The sequence below is a fragment of the Streptomyces sp. NPDC058650 genome, assembly GCF_042717315.1.
GTDB lineage: Bacteria > Actinomycetota > Actinomycetes > Streptomycetales > Streptomycetaceae > Streptomyces.
Genome location: NZ_JBHXRL010000017.1, coordinates 154,993 through 177,363 on the forward strand (window position 1 = coordinate 154,993; position 22,371 = coordinate 177,363).

Consider the following 22,371-nt stretch of genomic DNA (forward strand, 5'->3'; position numbering starts at 1 on the left):
GAGAGATGAGGGACGTTCATCTGATCGGCACCGTTCCCCGCCCACGGGTCACCGGGTGGCTCTGGCGCCGGGGCGGATGGGGGATCGGGAACGCCCCGACGCTATCCCCGCCCGAGGACCGGCGCGCGGCCACGAATCGCGGGATGCCCCCGGTCCGGTGCGGAATTCACCCGACCAGCAGGGGCGCGGAAATCCGGTTGGACGACTCTGGGGCAAAGGGCCGTACCGGCTGGTAGCTTCGTTCGGGCTTTCTATCCGAGGAGTAGTACGCCATGAAGAAGCGTGAGTTAGTCCACCGCCGGATGTCCGTGCTGGCCGTCGCGTTGGCCGCGGTCACCGCGACCACCGTGGGAAGCGCCCCGGCCGTGCATGCCGCCGGACCCGCCGAACTTCGCCTCGTCCCGCTCGGTGCCGGCTACGAGGCCGGGCTTCAGCAGCAGGTCGGGTACTGGAACCTGAACCGGCTGTCAGCCGCGTCGCTCAACGGCGACGGGTCCGAGGGCGTCGCTCCGGCAGCCGGCTGGGACGACACCGCCCGGCCCTGGACCGGCGGCGGTAAGACCGCCAAGACGGTCGGCAAGCTGGTGATGCGAATGCGCAACGCCGACGGCGCGAGTACGACCGATGGCCTCGCGGCCTGCACCGCCACAGTGGTCCAGAGCCGGAACAAGAGCGTCGTGGTCACCGCGGCGCACTGCCTGCGCGTCAACTGGGGCCTGAACGCTCCGCTGGACCTGAACCAGATCGCCACGAACGTGCTGTTCGTCCCCGACTTCCGGGGCGAGAACCTGCCGCGCGTCGCTCCGGGCACCGACCTGGAGCAGGGCCCCGCGATCGGCCCCGACGTCGCTCCGTACGGCGTGTGGGCGGTGACGCGGGCCTGGTTGACCGAAGGCTGGGCGGCACAGTCCAACCACTTCAACAACAACGACATGGTCGCGATGGTCGTCGACAACCCGTCCGACGACCGTCCGGTCGAAGAGGTCGTGGGCGGCGGCCAGCCGATCGGCTTCAACCCGGCCCGCACGACGCCGCGCACCAACTTCGGCTACCCGGCCGTGAACTTCAAGAGCTACAGCGGCCCCAACTTCTCCAGCACCGGTGCAGCGGTGATCAACGGCTCCCCGAACGTCAACAACGTCCCCGCCGCACAACAGCGCATCTACGACGGACGCTCCTTGATGTTCAGCCAGGGGCCGTCCTGGATCAACCGCGAGTGGTGGTGGGACACCAACAGCGACCTGATGAAGACCCAGCTCAGCCCCGGCTCCAGCGGCGGCCCCTGGTTCAAGGACTTCGACCACGCCACGGGTGAGGGGGTCCTGGTCGGCGTCACCTCACACTTCGCCCAGTCCAGCACCGGCGGCCTCGACGCGATCGCCGAAGCCGAGGGCCGCGCCCCCAGCCCCTACATGGCCGGGACGAACTTCGGCGACCAGGAGAAGGCCGCCTTCGAGACTGCCCAGTCCGTCACCCCCGGAGCCTGACCGTGGCGGCTGCTGGTATCAGGATCTCCTCGGCCTGATGCCCCGCCTCCCGTACCGAGGAAGGTGCCGCCAGGTCGATGGCGAGTGGTTCAGGAGATCGGCCCGGCGGCCCGGCGGCCCGTCACATGTCTGCGTGCCGTCACACGGTCGGTTGGAATCCGTGGATGGTGGCCTCGACCATGCGGGAGACCCGCTCGAGTTCGGCTCTGGTCGGCTCGGCGGGGACCTTGAGGTTCTGCCACACGACCACGAAGTCGAGGTTCCGGTTGCTGTCGTGGACCTTCAGTGCCTCCGAGACCACCTTCTCGACCACACCGGCGCTGTTGGGCTTGAGCGGGCCGATGCCGATCTTCGCGTGGGTGGCGGAAAGCCCGCCGTTCGGCCACAGGAGTTCGCGGTGGAACCAGCTGCGGCCGCCACCCACGAGCATCTGGACGAGATCCGTCGGGCTGCCACTCTCCAGGCTGCCGTCGAACATCCGGGTGACGAGTCTCGCCATGTCCACGGCCGTGGTCGCCTGGGCGACCTGCCCGTCGTTCGAGGACCCGATCCGCACCGGGGTCCACTGCCCCTGGTAGTCGCCGGCGAGCCAGATGCCCTGCTGCGTCGCCTTCCGGAAGAAGCCGTCGTCTCCGGCCTTGGCGTTCATGAAGCCGAACGCGACGCCATGGATGCTGGCCGCAGCGCCCGGGTTCTGCTGCTGGAGGAGCATCCCCCTGAGCTGGGTGCGGTAGTCGAAGGTGAACTCGACGCCGATCGGCCGCCCCGCCGCGTCGAGTTGCGGGTCGAGAACCGTCCGGTAGGCCGGCACGATCTTGGTGACGTCGCTCCCGTGCTGGACGGTGATGTTGCTCGGGGTCGCGCTCTTGATCTGGTGGTCGAAGTCGGACGAGAGCGCCAGGAAGAGGGCGTCCGACGACGACGGCTGCTGTTCCTGGAGCAGTTGACGGGAGAAGAAGCGGAGTGTGTGTGCCGCGTACATGGCAAGGAGTTTGACCAGGCTGCCCGAGAAGTGGACCTCGTTCTGCCGGTGGCCCGCCCACGCTCGCTCGTCAGTGCCTTCCAGAGCCACCACGGTGAGGGCGACCCGTTCGAGTGCGGTGCGGTCGGCTCCGGACAGCCCGTTCATGAAACCGTTGAGCGCGTTCTGCATGCTCCGGTTGCGGTCCGCGGCCCCCTCGGCTTGGAGATTGTCGCCGTAGGCTCCAGTGAACAACTCCATGTCGATCGACCCTCCTCGCGTACGAAGGAGATGAACGCCGCGAGGACTGCGGCGCTACCGACGAGCATGTACCTCCTTCCATTCTCGTACGTCACTTCGCCGGCCTCAACTTCCACGACGCCCCACCGCACGCGGCCGGTAGGCGCTACTTGTAATACCGCATCAGCTCTCCGTTGGCGCGCAGGTGGTACAGCTGGGTGCTCGAACTGGCGATCATGACCGGGATGGGCCGGCCCGGCAGCCGGAGGTGGCTCATCTGCTCCACCTCGCCGCTCGGCGTGTGCCGGAAGATCTCTCCATTGTCGAGGAGCTGGTACGCGTCCCCGGCGGCGACGCTGATCTCCAAGGTCCGAAGGTCGGTGTCGACCGTGTCCCAGGTCGTTCCTCCCAAGTGCCGCAGGATCACTCCGCTGGCCAGCCTGAACTGATACATGACTCCGCCGCCGGCGTCGATCCGGGTGGCGCCGCTGCCGGCGAAGGCGAGAAACTCCCAGCCGGACAGGGGCGTGCCGGTGTACCGGAAGATCGCACCCGTGGTGTGCCGCTGGTACAGCTGGTTTCCGTCGGCCACGATCTGCGCCGTGAAGGGGTTGTTGTCCAGGAGCTGCCACCCGGTCATGGGCGTGCCGGTGTACCGGAAGATGGCACCGGTGGTGTGACGCTGGTAGAGATTCCCTCCCGACGCGGTGAGCTGCGCCGCGGCCGGATTGGCGTCCAGTTGCTGCCAGCCGGTCAGGGGGGTGCCGGTGTACCGGAAGATCGCGCCGCTGGTCTGGTGCAGCTGGTACAGCTCGCCTCCGTCGGCGACGATCTGTGTCGTTGCGGGGTTCAGGTCGAGTGCCAGCCAGCCGATCATGGGCGTTCCGGTGTACTCGAAGATCGCGCCCGTGCTGTGGCGCTGGTAGAGCCGGTTGCCCGACGCGGCGAGCTGGGCGGTGGCCGGGTTGCCGTCGAGCTGCTGCCAGTAGAGGCTGCGCGCCCGGCTCTTGTCGTTCTCCGTCGGCACGCGCCTCAGGGTGTTGGGATCGAACGTGGACCACATGACGTCATGCTGCATGCCGACTCCGGTCGCGTGCCGCATGCCGATGAGATGGCCGATCTCGTGGAGGGCGACGCTCTCCACGTCGAAGCAGTCGGGCTCGGCCCCCAGGCGCCACTTGTGCTCGTCCTTGTCGAAGTGGAGAGGCTTGGGAAGACTGGGCGTTCCGCATCCCGGCGGTTGGGCGGCATGGGCGTGACGTGGGCCCGCCAGGAGGGGGTAGTCGGGGTCGTTCGCCGGAACCCAGCTGATCAGGAAGTCGGGGTTCGCCCCCGAGGACACCTCGGTGAACGTGATGGGGAGGAGGGCCTGCCACGTGGCGAACGCGGTCCGCACGGCGGTGAACTCGTCGTCACCGGGTATCTGCACGGTCCCCGCGCCGAACGCGTACGTGAAGTGGTTCTTGTCCCAGGCACACATGTTGCCGTTGAGGGAGTGGAAGATGGGTTCTCCGGTCGCGCGGAGGACGGGGTCACGCATCAGCCCGCAGCGGGACTTCAGCATCTCCGTGCGCGTCCGGTCGTCGAAGGTGCCTGTCGGCGTGAGCCCGCTGTGCTCCTGGAACCAGGCCAGGGCCAGTGCGGTGATGTTGTCGAGGCGCCCCGCTTCGTAGGAGTGCGCGGGCATGTACCCGAGCTCCTCCAGGAACAACTGGACGTACTCGAAGCCGTCCTGTCTCTGCCCGGGTCTGGTGGCGCCGACACCGGCAACGGTGGGTCTCGACTCGGTTGTGTGCTGTCCCATGGCGGACTCCTCCGGTGTCGAGGGGAATCGAACCGAGTCCTGCAGGAACGGGGTACACCTGCAGTCTCCTGCGGGACGACAACCCCTGCAATCCGGGCGCGCACGCGGGAGGGCGACCGCGCGCGCGGCCCGGGGGAGACGCGCGTACGGTGAAGAAGGGGGCACAAGTGAGACTCCGCCGCTGACGGCCGACCTCCCCGCACCGATTCCTCTCCGCCGCACCGAACCGATGCCGGTGCTCTGTTCCAGGGCCACCGCTGCCGTGCGGCGCATGCGTCCGCGGAGGCGCACGGCCGCCGGCCTTCGGCTGCCAAGGCCTCGGCCGTGGCTGCCTCGGCCTCGGCCTCGGCCACGAAGGAGAGCACGATGGAATCGGGCAGGATCGAACGGAACCCCGACGCGCCGGAGACGCCGCCCCCAAACCCCCGTTCGGGCCGTGAGCTGGAACACGAGGCGGCCGAGCGACTGGACGAGATCCGGCAGTACTTCAAGGACCAGTACGCGGAGCGCAACGTCGTCGCCCGCACGACGACCGAGTCCGGCGACGCACTCGACTGGGTCCCGGTCGAGTCCCAGGGAGAACCGCCCTATATCGAGGCGGCGGACCGCTCCCACGACCCCGACCGCCCTTCCTCGCCCCAGCCCTTCGAAGCGGGCGAGTCGCGCGACGAGACCGGACCTCCGGGCACCGTCCCGATGCTGCGCAAGCCGCTGGACCGCATCACCCCGGCCGGAACCCTGCAGGACTACCTGTCGAAGGGGATCTACGCGAAGCGGTCCACGCCGCCCGACGACGTCGGCCTGGCCGCGCCCCGCGCCGCCACCGCCGTGCACAAGTACGCCCACGCCGCCCAGGGCGTGACCAACTACGGCACCGAAGGCTTCATCAACACCTGGCGGCCTTACGTCCAGTGGTCCAACGAGTTCTCCCTGGGGCAGCTGTGGGAGGTACGGGGATCGGGGGCCGGGACCGATCTGCAGACCGTCGAGGTGGGCGTGCAGACCTACTACGACCTCTACGGCGACTGGTATCCGCACCTGTTCATCTTCTACACCACCAACAACTACACGCAGATGGGCAACTACCTCGGCGGCTACAACCGGGACGTGAAGGGCTGGGAGCAGCTGTCGAGCACGGTCTACCCCGGAATCCGCGTGGCGGAGAGCGTCTACGCGGGTGACCAGTACGACCTCGCCATCAAGGTCATGCTGTACCTGAACAAGTGGTGGATCCGGATCGGCAACGAATGGATGGGCGGCTACCCCACCAGCCTGTTCAACGCCACGGGACTGCGCGACCAGGCGGCGTCCATCGACTGGGGCGGCGAGATCGTCGACGACGTCGCCAACCACCCCGAGGCCACGTACACCTGGATGGGCAGCGGACGCTTCCCGTCCGAGGGCTGGGGCCGCGCGGCCTACATGCGCAACCTGACCTACCAGTCCGACGCGGCCGGCACGATGAAGCCGGTGGTGGGCTACCCCTATGTGACGAACCCGAACGCGTACCAGATCTCCACCGACTTCACCGGCACGTCGACCTGGGGATCGCACTTCTACTGGGGAGGCCCGGGTGGAGTCGAGTGACGTCCCGGCGCGGGACGACCGCCCGGAAGTCATCCCCTCCGAGGTCGATCCGGACGTCGAGTGCGTCCGGATCGATCGGGCGGACGATCGCGCGGGACCGCCACAGACGCCCGATCTCCCGGAAGAAGGGTCAGGGCCCCCGTCGGCACCGGCCGTGAAGGGCAGGAGGCTCTGCCCCGAGGGCTATCTACCGCGGCGGCGGCGCCGCGACTACACCCTGGACGGAAAGCGGGTCGTCAGCGACACCCCGCCGATCCCCCACCCCGACGCCCCGCCGGGTCGTTAGACCTCCGGTTCGCCGAAGGGCGCCTCGGGCGAGCGCGTGCCGCGTGCCGACGATCGCCTGCTGCTGGTGGCGCGATCGCCTGCTCCTGGTGGCGCCAGGTCCCTGGGCGGATGTTTGGCGTGCTCACCGGCGGTGAGGCGTAGGGGACGGGCCTGTTCGACTCATCGACTGGGGAGCACATGGAGAGCGTTATCCGGCTGGCCATCTCCGTCGGCGGCTCGGCGCTGGTGGCCTTCGTCGTCTGCCGCGCGGCGGACCTGCTGGCGCGGTTCGCCGACGCGCGGCACCCGGAGACCCCGCTGTGGGGGCTGCTGCGCCGCTGCCGCACGCCGTTGTACGTCGTCCTGCTGGCCGCCTTGCTCAGATGGACCTACCCGGTGGCGGCGGCGGGACGGGAGCCGCTGGAAGAGCGTGCGGAGCTGGTGAGCCATGTCCTGCTGTTGTGCCTGATCGGCGGTGGAGCCTGGCTGGCGGTCCGGACGATCGCGGCCGTCGTCGAGTCCTCGTACGCGCGGTACGCCGGACGTTCACGTGACGCCGCACGGCTCCGCCGGGTCCGTACGCAGGTCACGCTGATCATGCGGGTGGCGGCCGCCGCCGTCGGGGTACTCGCCACTGCCGCGGCCCTCGTCACCTTCCCCTCCTTCCGTACCCTCGGCACGTCCCTGCTCGCCTCGGCCGGCATCATCGGCATCGTGGCCGGCGTGGCGGCCCAGTCGACGCTGAGCAACCTCTTCGCCGGCTTCCAGATCGCCTTCGGCGACATGGTCCGCATCGGCGACACCGTCGTCGTCGACGGCGAATGGGGTGTCGTGGAGGAAGTGACCCTCACTTTCCTCACGGTCCGGACCTGGGACGAGCGTCGCGTCACGCTCCCCGTCTCGTACTTCACCTCGCGCCCGTTCGAGAACTGGTCGCGCGGCGGTGCGGAGATGACGGGGTCGGTCTTCGTCCACTGCGACCACACCACACCGGTCGCGCTCGTGCGGGCGCACCTCCAGGAGTTCCTCACCACGTGCGGCACCTGGGACGGGCGGGGCTGGGACCTCGCCGTCACCGACACCTCGCCGACCGGCATCACGGTGCGGGCGATCGTGACCGCCAAGGACGCCGACGACCTGTGGACGGCCCGGTGCGCCGTACGGGAGGAACTCGTCGGCTGGCTCGCGCGCGAGCACCCGGGCGCCCTCCCCAGGGTCGTCACCGCTCCCGCGGCCGACGCCTTCGACCGGCTGGGGGAACTCGCCCGGGCGCCGCGGCAGCGACGTGTTCGTCAGCCTGCCCGGCCGGCGGACGCGCCCCCGGACTGAGGTCGTGCCGCACGGCCGGCCAGGGAGTTCCGGCCAGGCCCGGCGGGAAGGCGGCGCGCGCCGAGGCCGGTTCAGCGCCTCAGCAGGGCGCAGACGAAGTCCTCCTGGACGGCGCGGACCTTGGCCAGGAGTTCCGGCTTGAGGCTCTTGCTGGTCTGGGTGTTGATCGAGAACGTGAGGGACCGTTTGCCGTCCGCCGTGCCGACCGCGAGTTGGGTGTAGCCCGGGAAGTTGCCGGTGTGGCCGTAGACCGTCCCGCACCGCGTCGTGTAGCGGAAGATCGCCAGTCCGCCCGCGTTGACGCCGGGACCGGCGGGCTCCGAGGCGGCACCGGGGATGAAGGTCCGTTGCCGGCGGCGCGTCTCCTCAGTCAGGAAGCCGCGTCCGCCGGCCCAGGCGCGGATGAAGGCGCTGAGGTCCTTCGGCGTCGAGACGATGCCGCCGGAGGCCCAGACGCCCGACGCGCTGAGGACCTCGCTGATGTCCTCCGGCGGGGCGGGCGGCGTCACGTCGTAGCCGTGCAGGAACGGCCTCGGCAGCCGGTACCCCTGCGGCAGGCTGGTCTGCCGCAGGTCGAGGGGCCGGTACACGAGCTGGGTGAGCAGGCGCTCGTACGGCTCTCCCGTGACCGCCTCGGCCATCAGCGCGACAGCGATGTTGTCGGAGTTCGAGTACTCGTACGTCGATCCCGGCGGGAACAGCAGGTCCTTGTCGGCGACGAATTCGAGCAGTCGGCGGGAGTCGAACTGATGCCTGGGGTCTTCCCGCAGGATCTCGATGAACGCCGGGGCCGTCGAGAAGTCGGGCAGCCCGCTGGTGTGGCTGAGCAGCTGGCGGAGCGACACCTGGTGCCATGCGGCGGGCAGTGACGGCAGGTGCTCGCCGATCGTGTCGTCGAGGTCCAGCTTGTGCCGGTCCACCAGGCGCAGGGCGACCGCGCCGCTGAAGGCCTTGGCAACGCTCGCGATCCGCATGTGGTCGGTCGTACGGGGCGGGCGGCCGGTCCTCGTGTCGGCGACGCCCGCACGGTAGGCCGCCGTCCGGTCGCCCTGCCGCAGCAGCGCGATCACTCCGGGAGGCCCTCCCACCGTACGGACGAGGTCGTTCAGTTGCTTCTGCAGGGCTTTGTCGTGGGGGGACGGCGTGCCCGTGGCCTGTGCGGGCTGGACCAGGGCGCCGAGTGCCGCGGACGCGGCCAGGCCGGCGACGGTCAGCCGTAGTCGTGCGCGCGAGCGGGAACGGTTTTGCGTACGTGCCGCCACAGGAGCTCCTTCACGATGACGCCGGGCGGACGCGCACCCGGTTGAAGTGGGTCCGCCCCAGCATCGGACGCACCGCCGGGACCCGCCCGCCCGATGCTCCATCCGGCCCAGACACCGGGTGGCCCGGCACGAGACGGACCGGCGGGCCGACGATCGTCGGCCTTCGAGGCACGTGTACGGGCCAGCAGCCCTTGGCGTGGGACGCTGGAGGGTGAGGGCCCATGCCGACGAGACTCGGGAGATCCGAAGAGGGCGCGACGCCTCGTCTGCTGCGGCCGACGGCAGGAGCACCTCGAAGGGCGACGACGTGACGCGCGCAGAGTGGCTTTTGACACGCGGTGAACGCGGCAATTCCGCGACGCGCTTGGACACGCGCCGCCAGGACGGGAAGGCCTGGTCCGAGGGGAATCAGGCGCACGCCCTGGTGCACGGTGCCACGTACTTCGCGGAACTTCTGACGGCCGTCCGCCGCATGCGCTCCGGCGACCTGCTCCTGTTCACCGACTGGCGCGGCGATCGCGACGAGCGGCTCGCCGGTCAGGGCACGGAGATCGGCACGGTTCTGGGCGAGGCGGCCGGCCGCCACGTCGTCGTGAAGGGGCTGTTGTGGCGCTCCCACCTGGACAGTCTCCGGTTCAGCGAGAAGGAGAACCACCGCCTCGGCGTGGAGATCGAGGACGCGGGCGGCGAGTGCCTGCTCGACATGCGGGTGCGGCCCGGAGGCTCGCACCACCAGAAGATGGTGGTGCTGCGCCACCCCGGCCGCCCGGAGCTGGATGTGGCGTACGTCGGAGGAATCGATCTCTGCCGCAACCGGAACGACGACGCCACCCACGCCGGCGACCGTCAGTCGCTGCCCCTGGCCTCCGCCTACGGTCCGCACCCGCCGTGGCACGATGTCCAGCTCGCCCTTCGCGGCCCGGTCGTCGGAGACGTCGAGGCCGTGTTCCGCGAACGGTGGCAAGACCCCGCTCCGCTCAGCCGCAGCCCGGCCACCCGCCTGCGCGCGCTGATGCACCGGGACGACACGGAAGCGGACAGCCTGCCGCCCCAGCCCGCCGATCCCGTTCCGTGCGGCACGCACACCGTGCAGCTGCTGCGCACGTATCCGAACCGGCTGCTGCGCGGGTACCCCTTCGCCCCCGACGGAGAACGGAGCATCGCACGCGGGTACCTCAAGGCGCTGCGACGGGCCCGGGCCCTGATCTACGTCGAGGACCAGTACCTGTGGTCCCCGAGGGTGGTGGCCTGCTTCGCCCGGGCTCTGGCCAGGTACCCCGGGCTGCTGATGATCGGAGTCATCCCCGCGATCCCCGAGCAGGCAGGCCGGCTCACGCTGCCCATGAACCTGGTCGGGCGGATCACGGCTCTGGAAGAGTTGCGTCGCGCCGGTGGCGACCGCGTCGCGGTGTACGGACTGGAGAACCATGCCGGAACCCCGGTGTATGTGCATGCCAAAGTGTGCGTGATCGATGACGTGTGGGCCTGCGTGGGTTCCGACAACATCAACCTCCGTTCGTGGACCCACGACTCCGAACTCAGCTGCGCCGTCTTCGACGAGAGCCTGGACCAGCGGCAGCCGAGCGACCCCGGAGGGCTCGGTGACGGCGCGCGCGTCTTCGCCCGAGAGCTGCGCTTGGAGCTGATGCGCGAGCACCTGGACGCGCAAGAGGCTGCGGGGCTGCAGGCGGCGGCGCCGGACGTCCTGTGCGACCCGGCGATGGCCTTCGATGCCTTCGAGGAGGCTGCCGCAGCCCTCGACGCGTGGCATGAAGCCGGCTGCCGTGGTCCACGCCCGGCGGGCCGTCTGCGCCGGTACACACCCCCGGATCTGTCCGGGGCACAGAAGGCGCTGGCGACTCCCCTGCACCACGTTCTGATCGATCCGGACGGCCGCCCACTGAGGTTGCGGCGTCGCGACATGTTCTGAACGAGTCGGCCGGGGAACGGCCGCGGGTGGTGGGACCCGGCTGTGAACGGGCTTGCCCGCTCCTACATGTGCGGCTGCCTGTAATACCGGGCGAACCGTTCAAGGTAGGTGGGTTCGCCGCTGTACTTGGCCTCGTCGAATTCGGGGGCGTCCTTGATCTGGTCCTTCGTCCGGTCGACGTAGACCTTCTCCTCCGTGGTGTCGATCAGTTTGATGGTTCCGGCCGGCAGGAGCACGTGCTTGCCGAAGATCCACATACCGGTGTCGACGACGAGGTAGGAGGAGCCCACCTCATCGGAATGCTTGTCGATCTTCCCGATACTGCCGTCGGTGGCCTCGACCTTGTAGCCGATGAGGTCGGTTCCCTGCTGGTATCCCGCTCCCGGGTGGTAGCCCCAGATGTCGATTTCGCTCACGGCGGTGCCTCTCCAGTGGGTGATGGATCGCGGAGAATCTGCCGGATTTCGGCGATGGCGAAACGGGGAGCTCGCAACTCCCACCCGACTGCCTGCCGGTGACACCCTTGCCGACACGTGCACGGACCCACACCCGCGGGTTCGACGGTCGTCACCCTCGTAGGCCGCCGGCCGGCTACCAGTAGTGCCGACGTCCGCCCACCCCGTGGCCGACCGCACCCAGGATCCAGAGGATGGCGCCGATGACGACGAGGATGATCCCGATGGTCCAGAGAATACTGATGCCGGCCACGAAGCCGATCACGAGCAAGATGATGCCGAGGACGATCATGGTGTCCTCCGATGTCGCTGAGTTCCTCCTTTCAGCGTAGGCGTCCCCTCCGCGCGTGGCCTCCGGAGGGGTATGGCCTCACCTGCGGAGATGGCTGACCGTGACGTCAGGCCGGGTGCCCCGGTGAGAGGTCGATGACGTCACTGAACCGCAGGAGTGGCGGCCTGACGGGGCCGGGCGGGCTCTGCGCGACGGGTGCGAGGAGGAAGCCGACGTGGTCTCCGCCTTCGGTGCGTTCCTCGACACGGCCGACGAGCCAGGCGCAGGAGTCGAGCAGTACCGGTGCCCCGCCCTGGCGCGGTGACCACGCCACCCGGCCGAACTTGTCGATGTCGTCGCCGGTCCGCCCTCCGAACAGTTCGGCCATCCCTCCCTGGTCCCGCCGAAGGGCGTGTACGGCGAGGTGGGAGGCGCGGCGTGCGACCCGGTAGGTGCGGTTGGCGGTCGAGATCCACACCATGAAGCGCGGCGGGTCGATCGAGCACTGCGAGGCGAAGCCCACCAGACAGCCGGCCTGCTCGCTGTCGACCGCAGCCGTCACGACGTACATCGGATAGTCGAGCACGTCGGTGAAGGCGTCGAGGCCCGTCATGTTCAGCTCCTCGTGTCCGGGTTCGGTGGCGGCAAGGGGCTGCGGAGCGCTGAGTTCCCCGAGGCCCAGGCCTCGCGCACACGGGAGTCGAGCTCGTCATCCAGCAGGACGGTCGCCGCGCACCCGAACGCGATGTCCGGCTCCAGCGCGGGCTCGTCGGCGAGCAGCCCGCCGATGACCTCATGCCGTACGACCTGCTCGTGGACGGCGTCGGCCGCGACGTGTTCGGTGTAGAAGCGTTCGGCGGCCGGCCCCGCGCCACAGCGGCGCATGGCGTTGGCGAGCCTGCGGGAGCCGGGTGGGGAGGCGGCCTCGACACAGGCGAAGTGGCCGACCAGGGCTCCGCGCAAGGACCGGTGCAGCCCGAAGAGCGACATCAGGTTGACGGTGGCGAGCAGGGGGGCGGTCGCGTGGTCCAGGTAGTGGCCGTACGCCGGGTCGAGGCCGAGGTCGGTCATGAGCTCCGCGAAGAGCCGGGCGTGGATGCGATCGGGGTGCCCGGCGCCGAACTCGTCGTACTCGACGGCCGCCATCGCCGCCTTGGCCCGGCCGGTCAGCCGCGGGATGACCCAGGCGTGCGGGTCCGCCTCCTTGAGGTGGTAGAGGGAGCGCATGGCCGCGTACTCGCGCAACTGCCAGAGTTCCCCCTCGCTTTCCAGGTGGTGACTGACGCCGCCGGCCGGATCCACCGGTTCGACGAGCAGCGGGGCGAGGGCCTCCTCGACGGACCGGGGCGCATCGGCGAGCGCGGTGCGCAGCGCCTGGAGGAACAGGGTCTCCAGCTCCCGCCGCAGACGCAGCAGGTCGGGGTCCCATTCGCGCGCGTCGTCGACCTCCTCGAAGCCGCGGTAGTGGAGCTCGTACAGCAGGTAGAGCGCGAGCTGCACGTCCTCTCCCCAGGGCTCTGCCCTCCGGATGCTTCCCTCGGTGTACGCGGGCGGGCGGTCCGTCCGCAAGGCACGCTCCACGGCTCTGGACAGGTCACCCCGCCCCGCGACGAGGCGGGGGCGGGCGGTCACGGTGGTGCTCGGGCCGACCGGGGTCACTGATGGCTCCCGTTCTCGGGTGGTGGGGCGGCGCGCTCTGCGGGCGGTACACGCCGGGCAGGACGATCAGCCGCGTGGGCAGCGCGCCGAGGGCCGGAGCCGTAGGGCACCATGGATCTCCTCCGGAATCGGCGGGTCGCAGCGGCGTCTGAGCACTGCTCCATTGTCGCGCCGGGGCGCGAAGGCCGCCGCTCGACGCGGTCCGGCTCTCGGGCGGTCCGGCTCTCGGGCGGTCTCCTGTGCGGTTCTCCTTCCGCCGGTCGCGAAATGGCTCGGGGGGCATTTCGGGCAGGTGGCGGCTCTCGGGTGGACGCTGACCGCCGAGGGGACCGCCCTCGCACCCGGTGGCCCCGTGCGGTACGCCGCCGACGGCGTCGTCACCACCCCGCCGGCGATGCGCCTCGCGGTGAAGCTGGGGTTCACCGAGGTGGAGCGGTTCGAGGAGTACGGCGCCGAGCAGTGGTTCGGCGTGTGGTCACCGGTCACGCCGAACGACTGAGCGTTTCCCGCCCCCGGTCAGCCCTCGAAGCCGATCGTGCCGTCCGGGAGGACCGCCTCGACGCGTGCGCCGTGCTCCACGGTCCGGCTCACCGTGCAGAACTTCTCGTGCGTCAGACGCACCCCGCGGGCGAACACCTCGGCAGCCTTCGGGTTGTTGTCCGGCAGCTCGAACTCGTAGCTGACCCTGATCCGGCCCACCCGGCCGTCGTCCTCGGGGCCCGAGACGGACTCCACCACGATCCGCAGGTCGTCGTGGTCCACGGCGCGCGCGGTCCGGTCCACGACCAGGCCGCCGCACCCGCCCATCGCCGCGAGCAGCAACTCGACCGGGGTGAACGAGGGCTGCGCGTCCGCGTCGTCGGCGGCGGCCATCCGGACCTCCGCGCCGCGGTCGTTGCGGGCGGTCCAGTTCCGGTACCCGGTGCGGACGGTTTCGATCCGGTAGTCGGCCATGGCGGCGGAGCTCCTTCGCTGTCGTGCGGTGGCGGTACGGTCGACCGCCACACAACCCCACGGTCACCGTCCCGCCAAGCGGACGCGCCCGTCGCGCGCCCACCCCGGACGTGAGTATCCGCACTCATGTGCCGCGCCCGCGAGTCGGGGTGGAATGCCACCATGCCCGACCGCACCTCCTCCGCCACCCGCGCCTCCGCCACCCCCGCCGCCACTCCCGCTGCCGCCATTCCCGCCGCCGACGACCGCGTTCCGCACGCGCCTGGATCGCACCGGCCGTCGACACCGTCGTCACCCTTCCGCTCGCGTTCGTCGCCTTCGGTCCCGCCTTCCGGACCTTCGCCATCGGCCTGTCGCTGCCGCTCGGGCCGCTCGTCACGAGCTGGGCCCTGCCGTGGCGCACCGTCACACGTCGCCCCCGTGATCGGCCGAGCATCGGTTGAGTAGGCCGCGCCGCCCGGCTGAGTACGTCGACCGATACGCGGCCCGCCGCCCGCCGCTGGAATAGGGGTATGACCTCCGACGCCCGGCGCACCCGCCCCCTCCAGCACGTCACCGCCACCGGCACCGCCCTCGCGGTGGCCCTCGGCCCCGTGGTGCTCGGCGCCCTGCTGGTCCGGTCGGCGGGTGGCGACCCGATGGCCTCCGTGAACGCCCTCATCGCGGGCGGCGGGCAGCGCGCCCGGGTCTCCCAGGCGCAGCTCCGTTCCTGCCGGGGCCGGGTTCAGTCGCGCGGCCTGCGGGCCGGCCGGAAGGCCTGGGGCGTGCTCTCCTCGGGGTCCGGCCCCCGCACCGGGCGGGCCGCCTCGACCAGGCCTGTGGCGGCCAGGAGCGGGAGCCCCGTGGAGGTGGGGTGACGGGGGAGTCCTGCGGGCCGAACCCTCCCCGGAGGGCCTCCAGATGAGTGATGATCATCGCATCTGAGAAGTCCCGGCGGTACAGGACCGGGGCCCTGTCGAAAGGCACACCGAATGGCGCGGCGGCACTCCGGGCGGGACGAGTACACGAGCGGCACCGGGGACGGAGGCGCACCCGCCGCGGGCCCGGCCACGACGCCCGCCGACGCCCGGCCGGCCGGCCTGGGGCGGCGCCGGTTCCTCGGCTACGTCCTCGCCGCCCCCACCCTCACCGTCGCCGCCCAGCTCGGCGCCGAGGCCCTCGTGCCCCGGCAGGCCGCCGCCGCGGCCCCGGCGCTCATCCCGTCGCTGCCCGGCCCGGCCGAACTCCTCGACCTCAATGACCTGCTGACGCTCGCGGCCCTGCCGACCAGCAACCTGATCACGATCCGCGTCGACAGCGACGGCACGGCCCACTTCGCCCTGCCCCGCGCCGAGGTCGGCCAGGGCGTCACCACCTCCAGCGCCATGATCGTCGCGGAGGAACTCGACCTGCCCCTGGACAAGGTGAAGGTCACCCTCGCCGACGCCCGGCCCGAGCTCCTCTTCAACCAGCTGACCGGCGGCTCCAACACCACCTACTCCACCTACACCCCCATCAGGGTCGCCGCCGCCGTCGCCCGCGGCCGCCTGCTGCGCGCCGCCGCCCTCGTCCTCGGCGACGCCGTCGAGACCCTCACGACGAAGGCCGGCGCCGTCGTCTCCCCGGCCGGCGCGCTCCTCGGCTACGGCGAGCTCGCCGCGAAGGCCGCCGCCCTCACCGACACGGCGGTCGAGGTGGAGCTCAAGGACCGCTCCGACTTCCGCGTCATCGGCACCGCACAGCGCAGGCTGGACGCCCTCGAAGCCGTCACGGGCCGCAAGAAGTTCGCGATGGACCTCCAGGTCCCGGACGCCCTGCCCACGATGATCTGCCGCCCGCCCACCATCAACGGCACCGTCCGCTCCGTGGCCAACCTCGCCGAGGTCCGCGCCATGCCCGGCATCACCGACGTCGTCACCGTCTCCACCGGCGTCGCCGTCCGCGGCCGCACCTTCGGCCAGTGCGTCGACGCCGTCCGGGCCCTCGACGTCGACTGGGGCCCCGGCACCGCCGAGGGCGCCTCCGACGCCACCGTCCTGGCGAAGCTCCGCAAGGCCGAACTCCCGCTGGTTGTCCCGCCCCTGCCCCTCCTCACCAAGGCCGTCGACGCCCGCTTCACCTTCCACTTCTCCAGCAACGCCGCCGTGGAGACGAACTGCGCCATCGCGGACGTACGGGAGGACTCCGCGGAGATCTGGGCCTCGCTCAAGGCCCCGATCGTCGCCCAGGAACAGATCGCGCTCAAGCTCGGCCTGCCGCCCACCGCCGTCCGTGTCCACGTCACCGAGGGCGGCGGATCCTTCGGCCGCAAGCTCTTCCACGACGCGGCCCACGAGGCCGCCGAGGTCTCCCGCGCCCTCGGCAAGCCCGTCAAGCTGATGTGGCACCGCACCGACGACTTCCGCCAGGGCCGTACGCACCCGATGTCCACCTCACGGGTCCGCGCCACGTACTCGCTGGGCGAGGTCCTCACGTACGAGCAGCGCCACACCTCCGTCGCCACCGACTTCGGGCACGGCATCGGCGAGCTCCTCACCGCCGAGGTGGCCCGGCTCCCCGTCGCCGACCTCGCCTTCTCCGAGACGATGTTCCAGCTCACCCAGGTGAGCCCCTACCATCTCGGCGTCACCACCCAGCTGCTCTCCGAGACCGACAAGGGCTTCAACACCGGGTCCATGCGCGGCATCTACTCGCCCAACGTGCGCTGCGCCCAGGAACTCGTCATGGACGAGCTGGCCCGCCGCATGGGCAAGGACGGGTACGCCCTGCGGCGCGGGCTCATGAAGGACCCGAGGGCGCGCGCCGTCCTCGACAAGGCCGCCGCAGCGGGGGAGTGGGGCCGGACGATGGCGCCCGGCACGGCCCAGGGCATCGCGGTCCACACCGAGTACCACTCGCACGTCGCCGTCCTCGCCGAGATCGACTGCCGTCCCGAGACCACCGGACGGAAGATCCCCCACGCGTACACGGGACCGCGCGTGACGAAGGTCGTGTGCGCCGTCGACGTCGGTCTCGCCGTCAACCCGCGCGGTCTGGAGGCCCAGATGATGGGCGGCATCGCCGACGGCATCGCCCTCACCCTCACGTCCGGACTCCACCTGCGCGACGGACACTTCCTCGAAGGCAGCTGGGACCAGTACTTCTACACCCGGCAGTGGAACACCCCGCCCGAGCTGGAGATCATCGTGATGCCGTCGAACGGCGAGAAGCCGGGCGGTGCGGGTGAGCTCGCCGTGGCCGGCGCCATGGCCGCCGTCGCCTGCGCCTACGGGCGGGCCACCGGCAGGATGCCGACGGTCTTCCCCCTCAACCACGCCGAGCCGCTCGCCTTCACCCCCCTGCCGACCGTCCCGCCCGTCCCGGCCTCGCCCACCGACGGCCGCGACCGCACCATCTGAGAGCTGGAGTCCCCGTGCCGCAGCACACCTTCATCCTGAACGGCAAGGCCGTCACCGCCGACGTCGAGGGCGACGTCCGGCTCCTCTGGGTCCTCAGGGACGTCCTCGGCGTCACCGGACCCAAGTACGGCTGCGGGGTCGGCGTCTGCCGGGCCTGTACGAGCCACCTCAACGGCAAGGCGTTCACGCCCTGCGCCGTGCCCGTCGACGACCTCGCCCCGACCGACGAGATCACCACGATCGAGGGGCTCCCGGACACCGTGGGCGCCGACCTCCATCCCATGCAGGAGGCCTGGCTCGACCTCGACGTCGCCCAGTGCGGCTTCTGCCAGCCGGGCCAGATCATGGCGGCGGTGGCGACGGTCCGCCGCGCGCGGGAGGCCGGGCGGGAGATCACCGAGGCCGACCTCGACACGATCCGCAACATCTGCCGGTGCGGCACCTACCACCGCATCCGGCAGGCGGTCCTGGAAGGGTCCCGCAGCATGGAGTGACCCGTGCGACCCGATGCCGGGACCGTCCGGAACCGTCCGGGACGGGCGAGCCCGGCACCAAGCCGGGCCTGGCGAAGTCCAGCCCGTCCCGTGGACCGGGCTTCCCGCCTCGGCCTCGCCCGCCGGAGAGCCCTACGCCGACCCGGCCGCCAGCTTCTCTCTGACGGCGTCCAGATACTCCGCCACCGCGTCCCGGTTCCGGGTGAGGCACCGGATGCGCTCGCTCATCCGGTCCCGCTCCTCCTCAAGGGTCGCCAGCATCTCCGGCGTGGCGTCCGGGAAGTGGATGATCCTCGGCTTGTTCAGGCACGGCAGGATCTGCTTGATGAGCCGGGTCGGCAGCCCGGCGTCGAGGAGCCCCCGGATCTGCGCGACCCGGTCCAGGTTCGACTCGTCGTAGACGCGGTAGCCGTTCGGCAGCCGGTCCGCGACGATCAGGCCCTGCTCCTCGTAGTAGCGCAGCAGCCTGCGCGGTGTGCCGGTGCGCTCCGACAGCTCCCCGATCCGCATGGGACGCCCCCTCCCGGGACTCGCTTGACCCTCACATCAATGTGAGGGTTCGAGCATAGGTCCATGAGCAACCACACGACAGTGGCGGCCGGTTCCGCCACGACCACCCCCGCCGCGCCCACGCCCGCGAAGCCCGCCGGCCGACTGCCCCTCCCCGCCCTGCTCGCCCTCGCCACCGCCGTCTTCGTCACCAGCCTCACCGAGACCCTCCCCGCCGGCGTCCTGCCCGGCATGAGCGCCGACCTGGGCGTCGGCGAGGCCGCCGCGGGCCAGTCGGTCACCGTCTACGCGCTCGGCACCGCCCTCACCGCCGTCCCCCTCGCCGCCCGCACCGCCGACTGGCGCCGCAAGCGCCTGCTGCTCACCTCGGTCGCGGGATTCGCCGCGGCCAACACGGTCACCGCCGTCTCCTCCTCGTACGTCCTCACCATGGGCGCCCGCTTCCTCGCCGGCGTCGCCGCGGGGGTGGCCTGGGCCCTGCTCGCCGGCTACGCGCGCCGCCTCGCCCCGCCGCACCTCCAGGGCCGGGCCGTCGCCGTCGCCATGACCGGCATTCCGCTCGCGCTCTCGCTCGGCGTCCCTGCGGGCACCTTCCTCGGGGCCGCCGCCGGCTGGCGGACCGCCTTCACCGCCATGACCGTCATCGCCGTCGGGCTCCTCGGCTGGATCGCCCTCGCCGTCCCCGACCTGCCGGGCGAACAGCGCGGCGCGCGGGCCCCGGCCGCCCGGACGCTGAAGGTCCCCGGGGTCCTGCCGGTCCTCGCCGTCACCTTCGCCCTCGTCCTCGCCCACACCGTCCTCTACACCTACGTCGCCGCCTACCTCGGTCACCTCGGCCTGGCCGGGTCCACCGGGCTCGTCCTGCTCGTGTTCGGCGTGGCCTCGCTGGCCGGGATCTGGATCACCGGGCGGTACATCGACCGCCGGCTCAGGACCCTGACCCTCGCCGGGACGGTCCTCGTCGCCGTCGGCGTCGCCGCCCTCGCCGTCCCGGCCGGAAGCACCGCGCTCGTCCTGGTCGCCGCCGGACTGTGGGGCCTGGGCTGGGGCGGTGCGCCGACGCTGCTCCAGACCGCCGTCGCCGACGCGGGCGGGGACGCCGCCGACACCGCCCAGACGATGCTGGTCAGCCTCTGGAACGCGGCCATGGCGGCCGGCGGTCTCGCGGGCGGCCTCCTCCTCGGCGGCCTCGGCGCGGGGGCCCTCCCCTGGAGCGTCCTGCTCCTGCTGGTCCCCGTCGTCGCCGTCGTCACGGGAGCCCGCGCCCACGGCTTCCCCGTACACCGGCGCCTCTGACGTGCCGGAGCGCACGAAGGCCCCCACCGCGCCAGGGCGGTGGGGGCCTTCGGCCGTACGGGCGGGCCGGCTCAGACGGCCGGCGGGATCCGGGACGGGCGGCCCGCGCCACGCGTCAGCGCGTGACCGCCGATGCCCGCGAGCGCCGCGAGGACGCCGCCCGCCACGGTCCAGATCCAGCGGTCGGACCACCAGCCCGAAGACCAGCCGTCCTCCGGGGCCGCCGCCTCCACGGCGGAGGGCCGGCCCGCGTCGGCGTCCGCCTCCGCCTGGTCGGCGGTCGTCGCCCCCGGCACGAGCGGCGCGGCGAGCGAGCCGTCCGTGGCGTAGGCGCCGCCCTTGTCGAGGGTGGTGACCCCGATCCGGGCCGTGAACGGCTGGCCGAGGTCCTCGTCCGGCAGCCCGGTGACGGTCAGCCGGACGTAGTAGCTGCCGGGCAGCGGGTCGTTCGCCCAGGCGTCCGCCGAGGCGCGGACCGGCCGCAGCACACAGGCGAGCTCCACCGACGCGGTCTCCTTGGCCGCCGTACGGGACTGCGTCCCGTACATGCACGGCTGACGCCGCCGCAGCCCGTCGTACACGTCGACCCGCCAGGTGGTGGGCCCGTGCCGCAGCGCCGCGTCGGGGAGCGTGACCGTGGCGTTCACCGTCGGCCGCTGCCCGGCGTCCGCCGGGAACACCCAGTACAGGTAGTCACCCGTGGCGGCCTGCGCGGTGGCCTGCTGCCCCGGGAGGAACCTCGCGGCCGTACGGAACGTGGTCCCGGCCTCCGTCGGACCGGCACTCGCGCCTGGGTCCGCGGTGGGAGTGGGGGAGTCGGCCGACGCGCCCGGCGCCGCGAGACCCAGGAGCGCGGCGCCCGCGAGGGCGGCCGTGGCGAGCATGCGTACGGTACGCATCAGTTGGTCCTCCAGACAGCGACGCGCCAGCGGGACACCCAGCCCCAGAGCAGACCGGCCAGGAAACCGGCGAGCACGAGCACGCCGAGCAGCCACCAGCCGCGGCCGAGACCGAAGGCGGCCACGTCCGAGGCGGCCGACGGCCCGTCGACGACGTCCACCGTCAGCTCGATCGGCATGCCCGGCGTCGTCTTGACCGACGGGGGAGCGGAGAAGGAGTTGCTGACCTGGAGACAGACGGTCTCGGCGGCCGGCTTGGCGTCCCCCGGCTCGTCGTCGAGGTCCGGCTTCGGGTAGCGGAGGCCGGTCGAGATCACGTCCGTACGCCCGTCGCCCGCCTCGGAACCGCGGACGATCTCCCGGCCGTGGAGGGTCACCGCGCGCAGCAGAACGCCGTAGTCGTCGTTGACGGCACGGTCGGCCGACACGCTGACGGAGGCGCGCAGTTCCTGGCCGGGCAGCAGGTCCACCCGGTACCAGCGGTGCTCGCCGAAGGACTCGCGGTCGGTGTACAGACCGGCCTTGAGCCGCGGAGCGTCTATGCACCGCGCCGTGCCCTTCGTCCCCACGGGGGTGACGACCGGGTCGGCGGCGCGGTCGACCAACTGCTTCACGCGGCGTGAGAGTTCCTCGGTGCGGTGGACCGAGGTGTACGTGCCTCCGGTCGCCTCCGCGATGCAGGTGAGCTGCTGCCGCGTCTTGGCGTCCGGTACCAGGCCCAGGGTGTCGATGACGAGGTGGATGCCCTTCGCCGCGATCTCCCGCGCGACCTGGCAGGGGTCGAGCGGGGCGCAGGTGTCCTCGCCGTCGGTGATGAGGACGATCCGCTTGGTCGCCCCGTCCTTGCCGAGGTCGTCGGCCGCGCCGAGCAGCGCCGGGCCGATCGGCGTCCAGCCGGTCGGGGCGAGGGTGGCGACGGCGGTCTTGGCCTCGGTCCGGTCGAGCGGGCCGACCGGGTAGAGCTGCCGGGTGTCCTTGCAGCCCCGCTTGCGGTCGGGCCCGGGGTAGTCGGCGCCGAGCGTGCGGATGCCGAGCCGGACCTCCTCCGGTACCGCGTCCAGGACCTCGTTGAAGGCCTGCTTGGCGGCGCTCATACGGGACTTGCCGTCGATGTCCTTGGCGCGCATGGAGCCGCTGACGTCGAGGACCAGCTCGACCTTGGGGGATTCCTTCGCCACCGGCTCGTCGGCGGCCGCGCCCGTCGGCAGGAGCGCGGCGGTCAGGGCGGCGAGCAGCGCGAAGGCCCCGGTCGCCAGCCGTTTTCTCGTGATCATCGCCGGATCGTATTGATGATCCTCCGACAATCCAAAACGGAGGTGGCCGGTTCGCCCTCCAGGGCCCCGGCCGTCCGGTCAGCGGTGCTCGGGGTTCGGGAAGTCCGGCTTGCAGCCGGCGTCCCACGCCGAGCGCTGGTTGCCGTGCGCGGGGATCCCGCCCGACCGCTTGAGGAGCCCGGCGACATGCATCAGGTTCCACGCCATGAAGGTGCTGTTGCGGTTGGTGAAGTCGTTGTCCGGCCCGCTCGAACCCGGATCGAGGTACGAGGGCCCTGGCCCGGCCTCGCCGATTGGATAGATCCCCGGGTGGTG

Annotated in this window: 20 protein-coding genes and 1 pseudogene; 9 read left to right on the forward strand and 12 right to left on the reverse strand. The window is 71.4% G+C overall.

Annotated elements, in window-relative coordinates:
• Positions 1-272 precede the first annotated feature (272 nt).
• Positions 273-1,487, forward strand: a complete 1,215-nt coding sequence (locus ACFWWU_RS26945; protein WP_384148599.1) for a trypsin-like serine peptidase — start codon at positions 273-275, stop codon at positions 1,485-1,487.
• Between the two features lie 139 nt (positions 1,488-1,626).
• Here the strand turns inward: ACFWWU_RS26945 and ACFWWU_RS26950 are convergent, their stop codons facing one another.
• A complete protein-coding gene (locus tag ACFWWU_RS26950) occupies positions 1,627-2,709 on the reverse strand; it encodes a hypothetical protein (RefSeq protein WP_384148601.1) in 1,083 nt (360 codons plus the stop codon).
• 145 nt (positions 2,710-2,854) lie between these two features.
• Positions 2,855-4,492, reverse strand: coding sequence for a matrixin family metalloprotease (locus ACFWWU_RS26955; RefSeq protein ID WP_384148603.1), 1,638 nt, complete (start codon positions 4,490-4,492; stop codon positions 2,855-2,857).
• Between the two features lie 366 nt (positions 4,493-4,858).
• Here ACFWWU_RS26955 and ACFWWU_RS26960 point away from each other — a divergent pair, with 366 nt between their 5' ends.
• Together ACFWWU_RS26960 and ACFWWU_RS26965 are read left to right on the forward strand one after the other, a co-directional pair.
• Positions 4,859-6,079 (forward strand): neprosin family prolyl endopeptidase, encoded by a 1,221-nt coding sequence (locus ACFWWU_RS26960; RefSeq protein WP_384148605.1) that lies wholly within the window; start codon positions 4,859-4,861, stop codon positions 6,077-6,079.
• A gap of 465 nt (positions 6,080-6,544) precedes the next feature.
• Entirely contained in the window at positions 6,545-7,675 is a 1,131-nt protein-coding gene (locus ACFWWU_RS26965; RefSeq protein WP_384148606.1) for a mechanosensitive ion channel family protein, read from the forward strand.
• Positions 7,676-7,746: 71 nt separating this feature from the next.
• Here the strand turns inward: ACFWWU_RS26965 and ACFWWU_RS26970 are convergent, their stop codons facing one another.
• A complete protein-coding gene (locus tag ACFWWU_RS26970; RefSeq protein WP_384148608.1) occupies positions 7,747-8,937 on the reverse strand; it encodes a serine hydrolase domain-containing protein in 1,191 nt (396 codons plus the stop codon).
• Between the two features lie 118 nt (positions 8,938-9,055).
• Between ACFWWU_RS26970 and ACFWWU_RS26975 the strand changes: the two genes are divergently transcribed.
• Positions 9,056-10,867, forward strand: coding sequence for a phospholipase D family protein (locus ACFWWU_RS26975; RefSeq protein ID WP_384148610.1), 1,812 nt, complete (start codon positions 9,056-9,058; stop codon positions 10,865-10,867).
• 62 nt (positions 10,868-10,929) lie between these two features.
• Here ACFWWU_RS26975 and ACFWWU_RS26980 read toward each other — a convergent pair whose 3' ends face one another.
• The 4 genes from ACFWWU_RS26980 to ACFWWU_RS26995 all read right to left on the reverse strand — a co-directional run bounded on the left by ACFWWU_RS26980 (position 10,930) and on the right by ACFWWU_RS26995 (position 13,252).
• On the reverse strand, positions 10,930-11,283 hold the full coding sequence (locus ACFWWU_RS26980; RefSeq protein WP_384148612.1) for a PRC-barrel domain-containing protein: 354 nt from the start codon (positions 11,281-11,283) through the stop codon (positions 10,930-10,932).
• 175 nt (positions 11,284-11,458) lie between these two features.
• Entirely contained in the window at positions 11,459-11,614 is a 156-nt protein-coding gene (locus tag ACFWWU_RS26985; RefSeq protein WP_384148614.1) for a DUF6131 family protein, read from the reverse strand.
• 106 nt (positions 11,615-11,720) lie between these two features.
• On the reverse strand, positions 11,721-12,206 hold the full coding sequence (locus tag ACFWWU_RS26990; protein WP_384148616.1) for a flavin reductase family protein: 486 nt from the start codon (positions 12,204-12,206) through the stop codon (positions 11,721-11,723).
• Positions 12,207-12,208: 2 nt separating this feature from the next.
• Positions 12,209-13,252: an iron-containing redox enzyme family protein gene (locus ACFWWU_RS26995; RefSeq protein WP_384148618.1), complete on the reverse strand. Its 1,044-nt coding sequence runs from the start codon at positions 13,250-13,252 to the stop codon at positions 12,209-12,211.
• A 292-nt stretch (positions 13,253-13,544) separates the two neighbouring features.
• Here ACFWWU_RS26995 and ACFWWU_RS27000 point away from each other — a divergent pair, with 292 nt between their 5' ends.
• Positions 13,545-13,751 carry a hypothetical protein gene (locus tag ACFWWU_RS27000; protein WP_384148620.1) on the forward strand — a complete coding sequence of 69 codons (207 nt, stop codon included), beginning with the start codon at positions 13,545-13,547 and terminating at the stop codon, positions 13,749-13,751.
• A 17-nt stretch (positions 13,752-13,768) separates the two neighbouring features.
• Here ACFWWU_RS27000 and ACFWWU_RS27005 read toward each other — a convergent pair whose 3' ends face one another.
• Positions 13,769-14,206: an OsmC family protein gene (locus ACFWWU_RS27005; protein ID WP_384148622.1), complete on the reverse strand. Its 438-nt coding sequence runs from the start codon at positions 14,204-14,206 to the stop codon at positions 13,769-13,771.
• A 512-nt stretch (positions 14,207-14,718) separates the two neighbouring features.
• On the opposite strand from ACFWWU_RS27005, the gene ACFWWU_RS27010 reads away from it, so the two are divergent.
• The 3 genes from ACFWWU_RS27010 to ACFWWU_RS27020 all read left to right on the forward strand — a co-directional run bounded on the left by ACFWWU_RS27010 (position 14,719) and on the right by ACFWWU_RS27020 (position 18,077).
• On the forward strand, positions 14,719-15,063 hold the full coding sequence (locus ACFWWU_RS27010) for a hypothetical protein (RefSeq protein ID WP_384148624.1): 345 nt from the start codon (positions 14,719-14,721) through the stop codon (positions 15,061-15,063).
• Between the two features lie 114 nt (positions 15,064-15,177).
• Complete coding sequence (locus ACFWWU_RS27015; RefSeq protein WP_384148626.1) at positions 15,178-17,583, forward strand: molybdopterin cofactor-binding domain-containing protein; 2,406 nt, start codon at positions 15,178-15,180, stop codon at positions 17,581-17,583.
• A gap of 14 nt (positions 17,584-17,597) precedes the next feature.
• On the forward strand, positions 17,598-18,077 hold the full coding sequence (locus ACFWWU_RS27020) for a (2Fe-2S)-binding protein (protein WP_384148628.1): 480 nt from the start codon (positions 17,598-17,600) through the stop codon (positions 18,075-18,077).
• 132 nt (positions 18,078-18,209) lie between these two features.
• On the opposite strand, the gene ACFWWU_RS27025 is transcribed toward ACFWWU_RS27020, so the two are convergent.
• Positions 18,210-18,587, reverse strand: a complete 378-nt coding sequence (locus tag ACFWWU_RS27025) for a MerR family transcriptional regulator (protein WP_384148630.1) — start codon at positions 18,585-18,587, stop codon at positions 18,210-18,212.
• Between the two features lie 63 nt (positions 18,588-18,650).
• Between ACFWWU_RS27025 and ACFWWU_RS27030 the strand changes: the two genes are divergently transcribed.
• Positions 18,651-19,883, forward strand: coding sequence for an MFS transporter (locus ACFWWU_RS27030; protein WP_384148632.1), 1,233 nt, complete (start codon positions 18,651-18,653; stop codon positions 19,881-19,883).
• 71 nt (positions 19,884-19,954) lie between these two features.
• Here the strand turns inward: ACFWWU_RS27030 and ACFWWU_RS27035 are convergent, their stop codons facing one another.
• The 3 genes and pseudogenes from ACFWWU_RS27035 to ACFWWU_RS27045 form a co-directional block, all read right to left on the reverse strand.
• The gene (locus ACFWWU_RS27035; protein ID WP_384148634.1) at positions 19,955-20,782 is read right to left on the reverse strand and encodes a hypothetical protein; all 828 of its coding nucleotides are present in this window, start codon (positions 20,780-20,782) and stop codon (positions 19,955-19,957) included.
• Positions 20,782-22,056, reverse strand: a complete 1,275-nt coding sequence (locus tag ACFWWU_RS27040; RefSeq protein ID WP_384148636.1) for a VWA domain-containing protein — start codon at positions 22,054-22,056, stop codon at positions 20,782-20,784. The genes ACFWWU_RS27035 and ACFWWU_RS27040 overlap by 1 nt, the downstream gene beginning before the upstream one ends.
• A gap of 78 nt (positions 22,057-22,134) precedes the next feature.
• Positions 22,135-22,350, reverse strand: a pseudogene (locus tag ACFWWU_RS27045) (flavodoxin family protein); the annotation flags it as partial.
• Positions 22,351-22,371: the final 21 nt, after the last annotated feature.

Excerpts from the sequence above, each read along its gene's own strand:
- ACFWWU_RS26945 (WP_384148599.1), top strand. The coding sequence starts at position 273 with ATGAAGAAGCGTGAGTTAGTCCACCGCCGGATGTCCGTGCTGGCCGTC.
- ACFWWU_RS26950 (WP_384148601.1), bottom strand. The coding sequence starts at position 2,709 with ATGGAGTTGTTCACTGGAGCCTACGGCGACAATCTCCAAGCCGAGGGG.
- ACFWWU_RS26955 (WP_384148603.1), bottom strand. The coding sequence starts at position 4,492 with ATGGGACAGCACACAACCGAGTCGAGACCCACCGTTGCCGGTGTCGGC.
- ACFWWU_RS26960 (WP_384148605.1), top strand. The coding sequence starts at position 4,859 with ATGGAATCGGGCAGGATCGAACGGAACCCCGACGCGCCGGAGACGCCG.
- ACFWWU_RS26965 (WP_384148606.1), top strand. The coding sequence starts at position 6,545 with ATGGAGAGCGTTATCCGGCTGGCCATCTCCGTCGGCGGCTCGGCGCTG.
- ACFWWU_RS26985 (WP_384148614.1), bottom strand. The coding sequence starts at position 11,614 with ATGATCGTCCTCGGCATCATCTTGCTCGTGATCGGCTTCGTGGCCGGC.
- ACFWWU_RS26990 (WP_384148616.1), bottom strand. The coding sequence starts at position 12,206 with ATGACGGGCCTCGACGCCTTCACCGACGTGCTCGACTATCCGATGTAC.
- ACFWWU_RS27005 (WP_384148622.1), bottom strand. The coding sequence starts at position 14,206 with ATGGCCGACTACCGGATCGAAACCGTCCGCACCGGGTACCGGAACTGG.
- ACFWWU_RS27010 (WP_384148624.1), top strand. The coding sequence starts at position 14,719 with ATGACCTCCGACGCCCGGCGCACCCGCCCCCTCCAGCACGTCACCGCC.
- ACFWWU_RS27015 (WP_384148626.1), top strand. The coding sequence starts at position 15,178 with ATGGCGCGGCGGCACTCCGGGCGGGACGAGTACACGAGCGGCACCGGG.
- ACFWWU_RS27025 (WP_384148630.1), bottom strand. The coding sequence starts at position 18,587 with ATGCGGATCGGGGAGCTGTCGGAGCGCACCGGCACACCGCGCAGGCTG.
- ACFWWU_RS27030 (WP_384148632.1), top strand. The coding sequence starts at position 18,651 with ATGAGCAACCACACGACAGTGGCGGCCGGTTCCGCCACGACCACCCCC.
- ACFWWU_RS27035 (WP_384148634.1), bottom strand. The coding sequence starts at position 20,782 with ATGCGTACCGTACGCATGCTCGCCACGGCCGCCCTCGCGGGCGCCGCG.
- ACFWWU_RS27040 (WP_384148636.1), bottom strand. The coding sequence starts at position 22,056 with ATGATCACGAGAAAACGGCTGGCGACCGGGGCCTTCGCGCTGCTCGCC.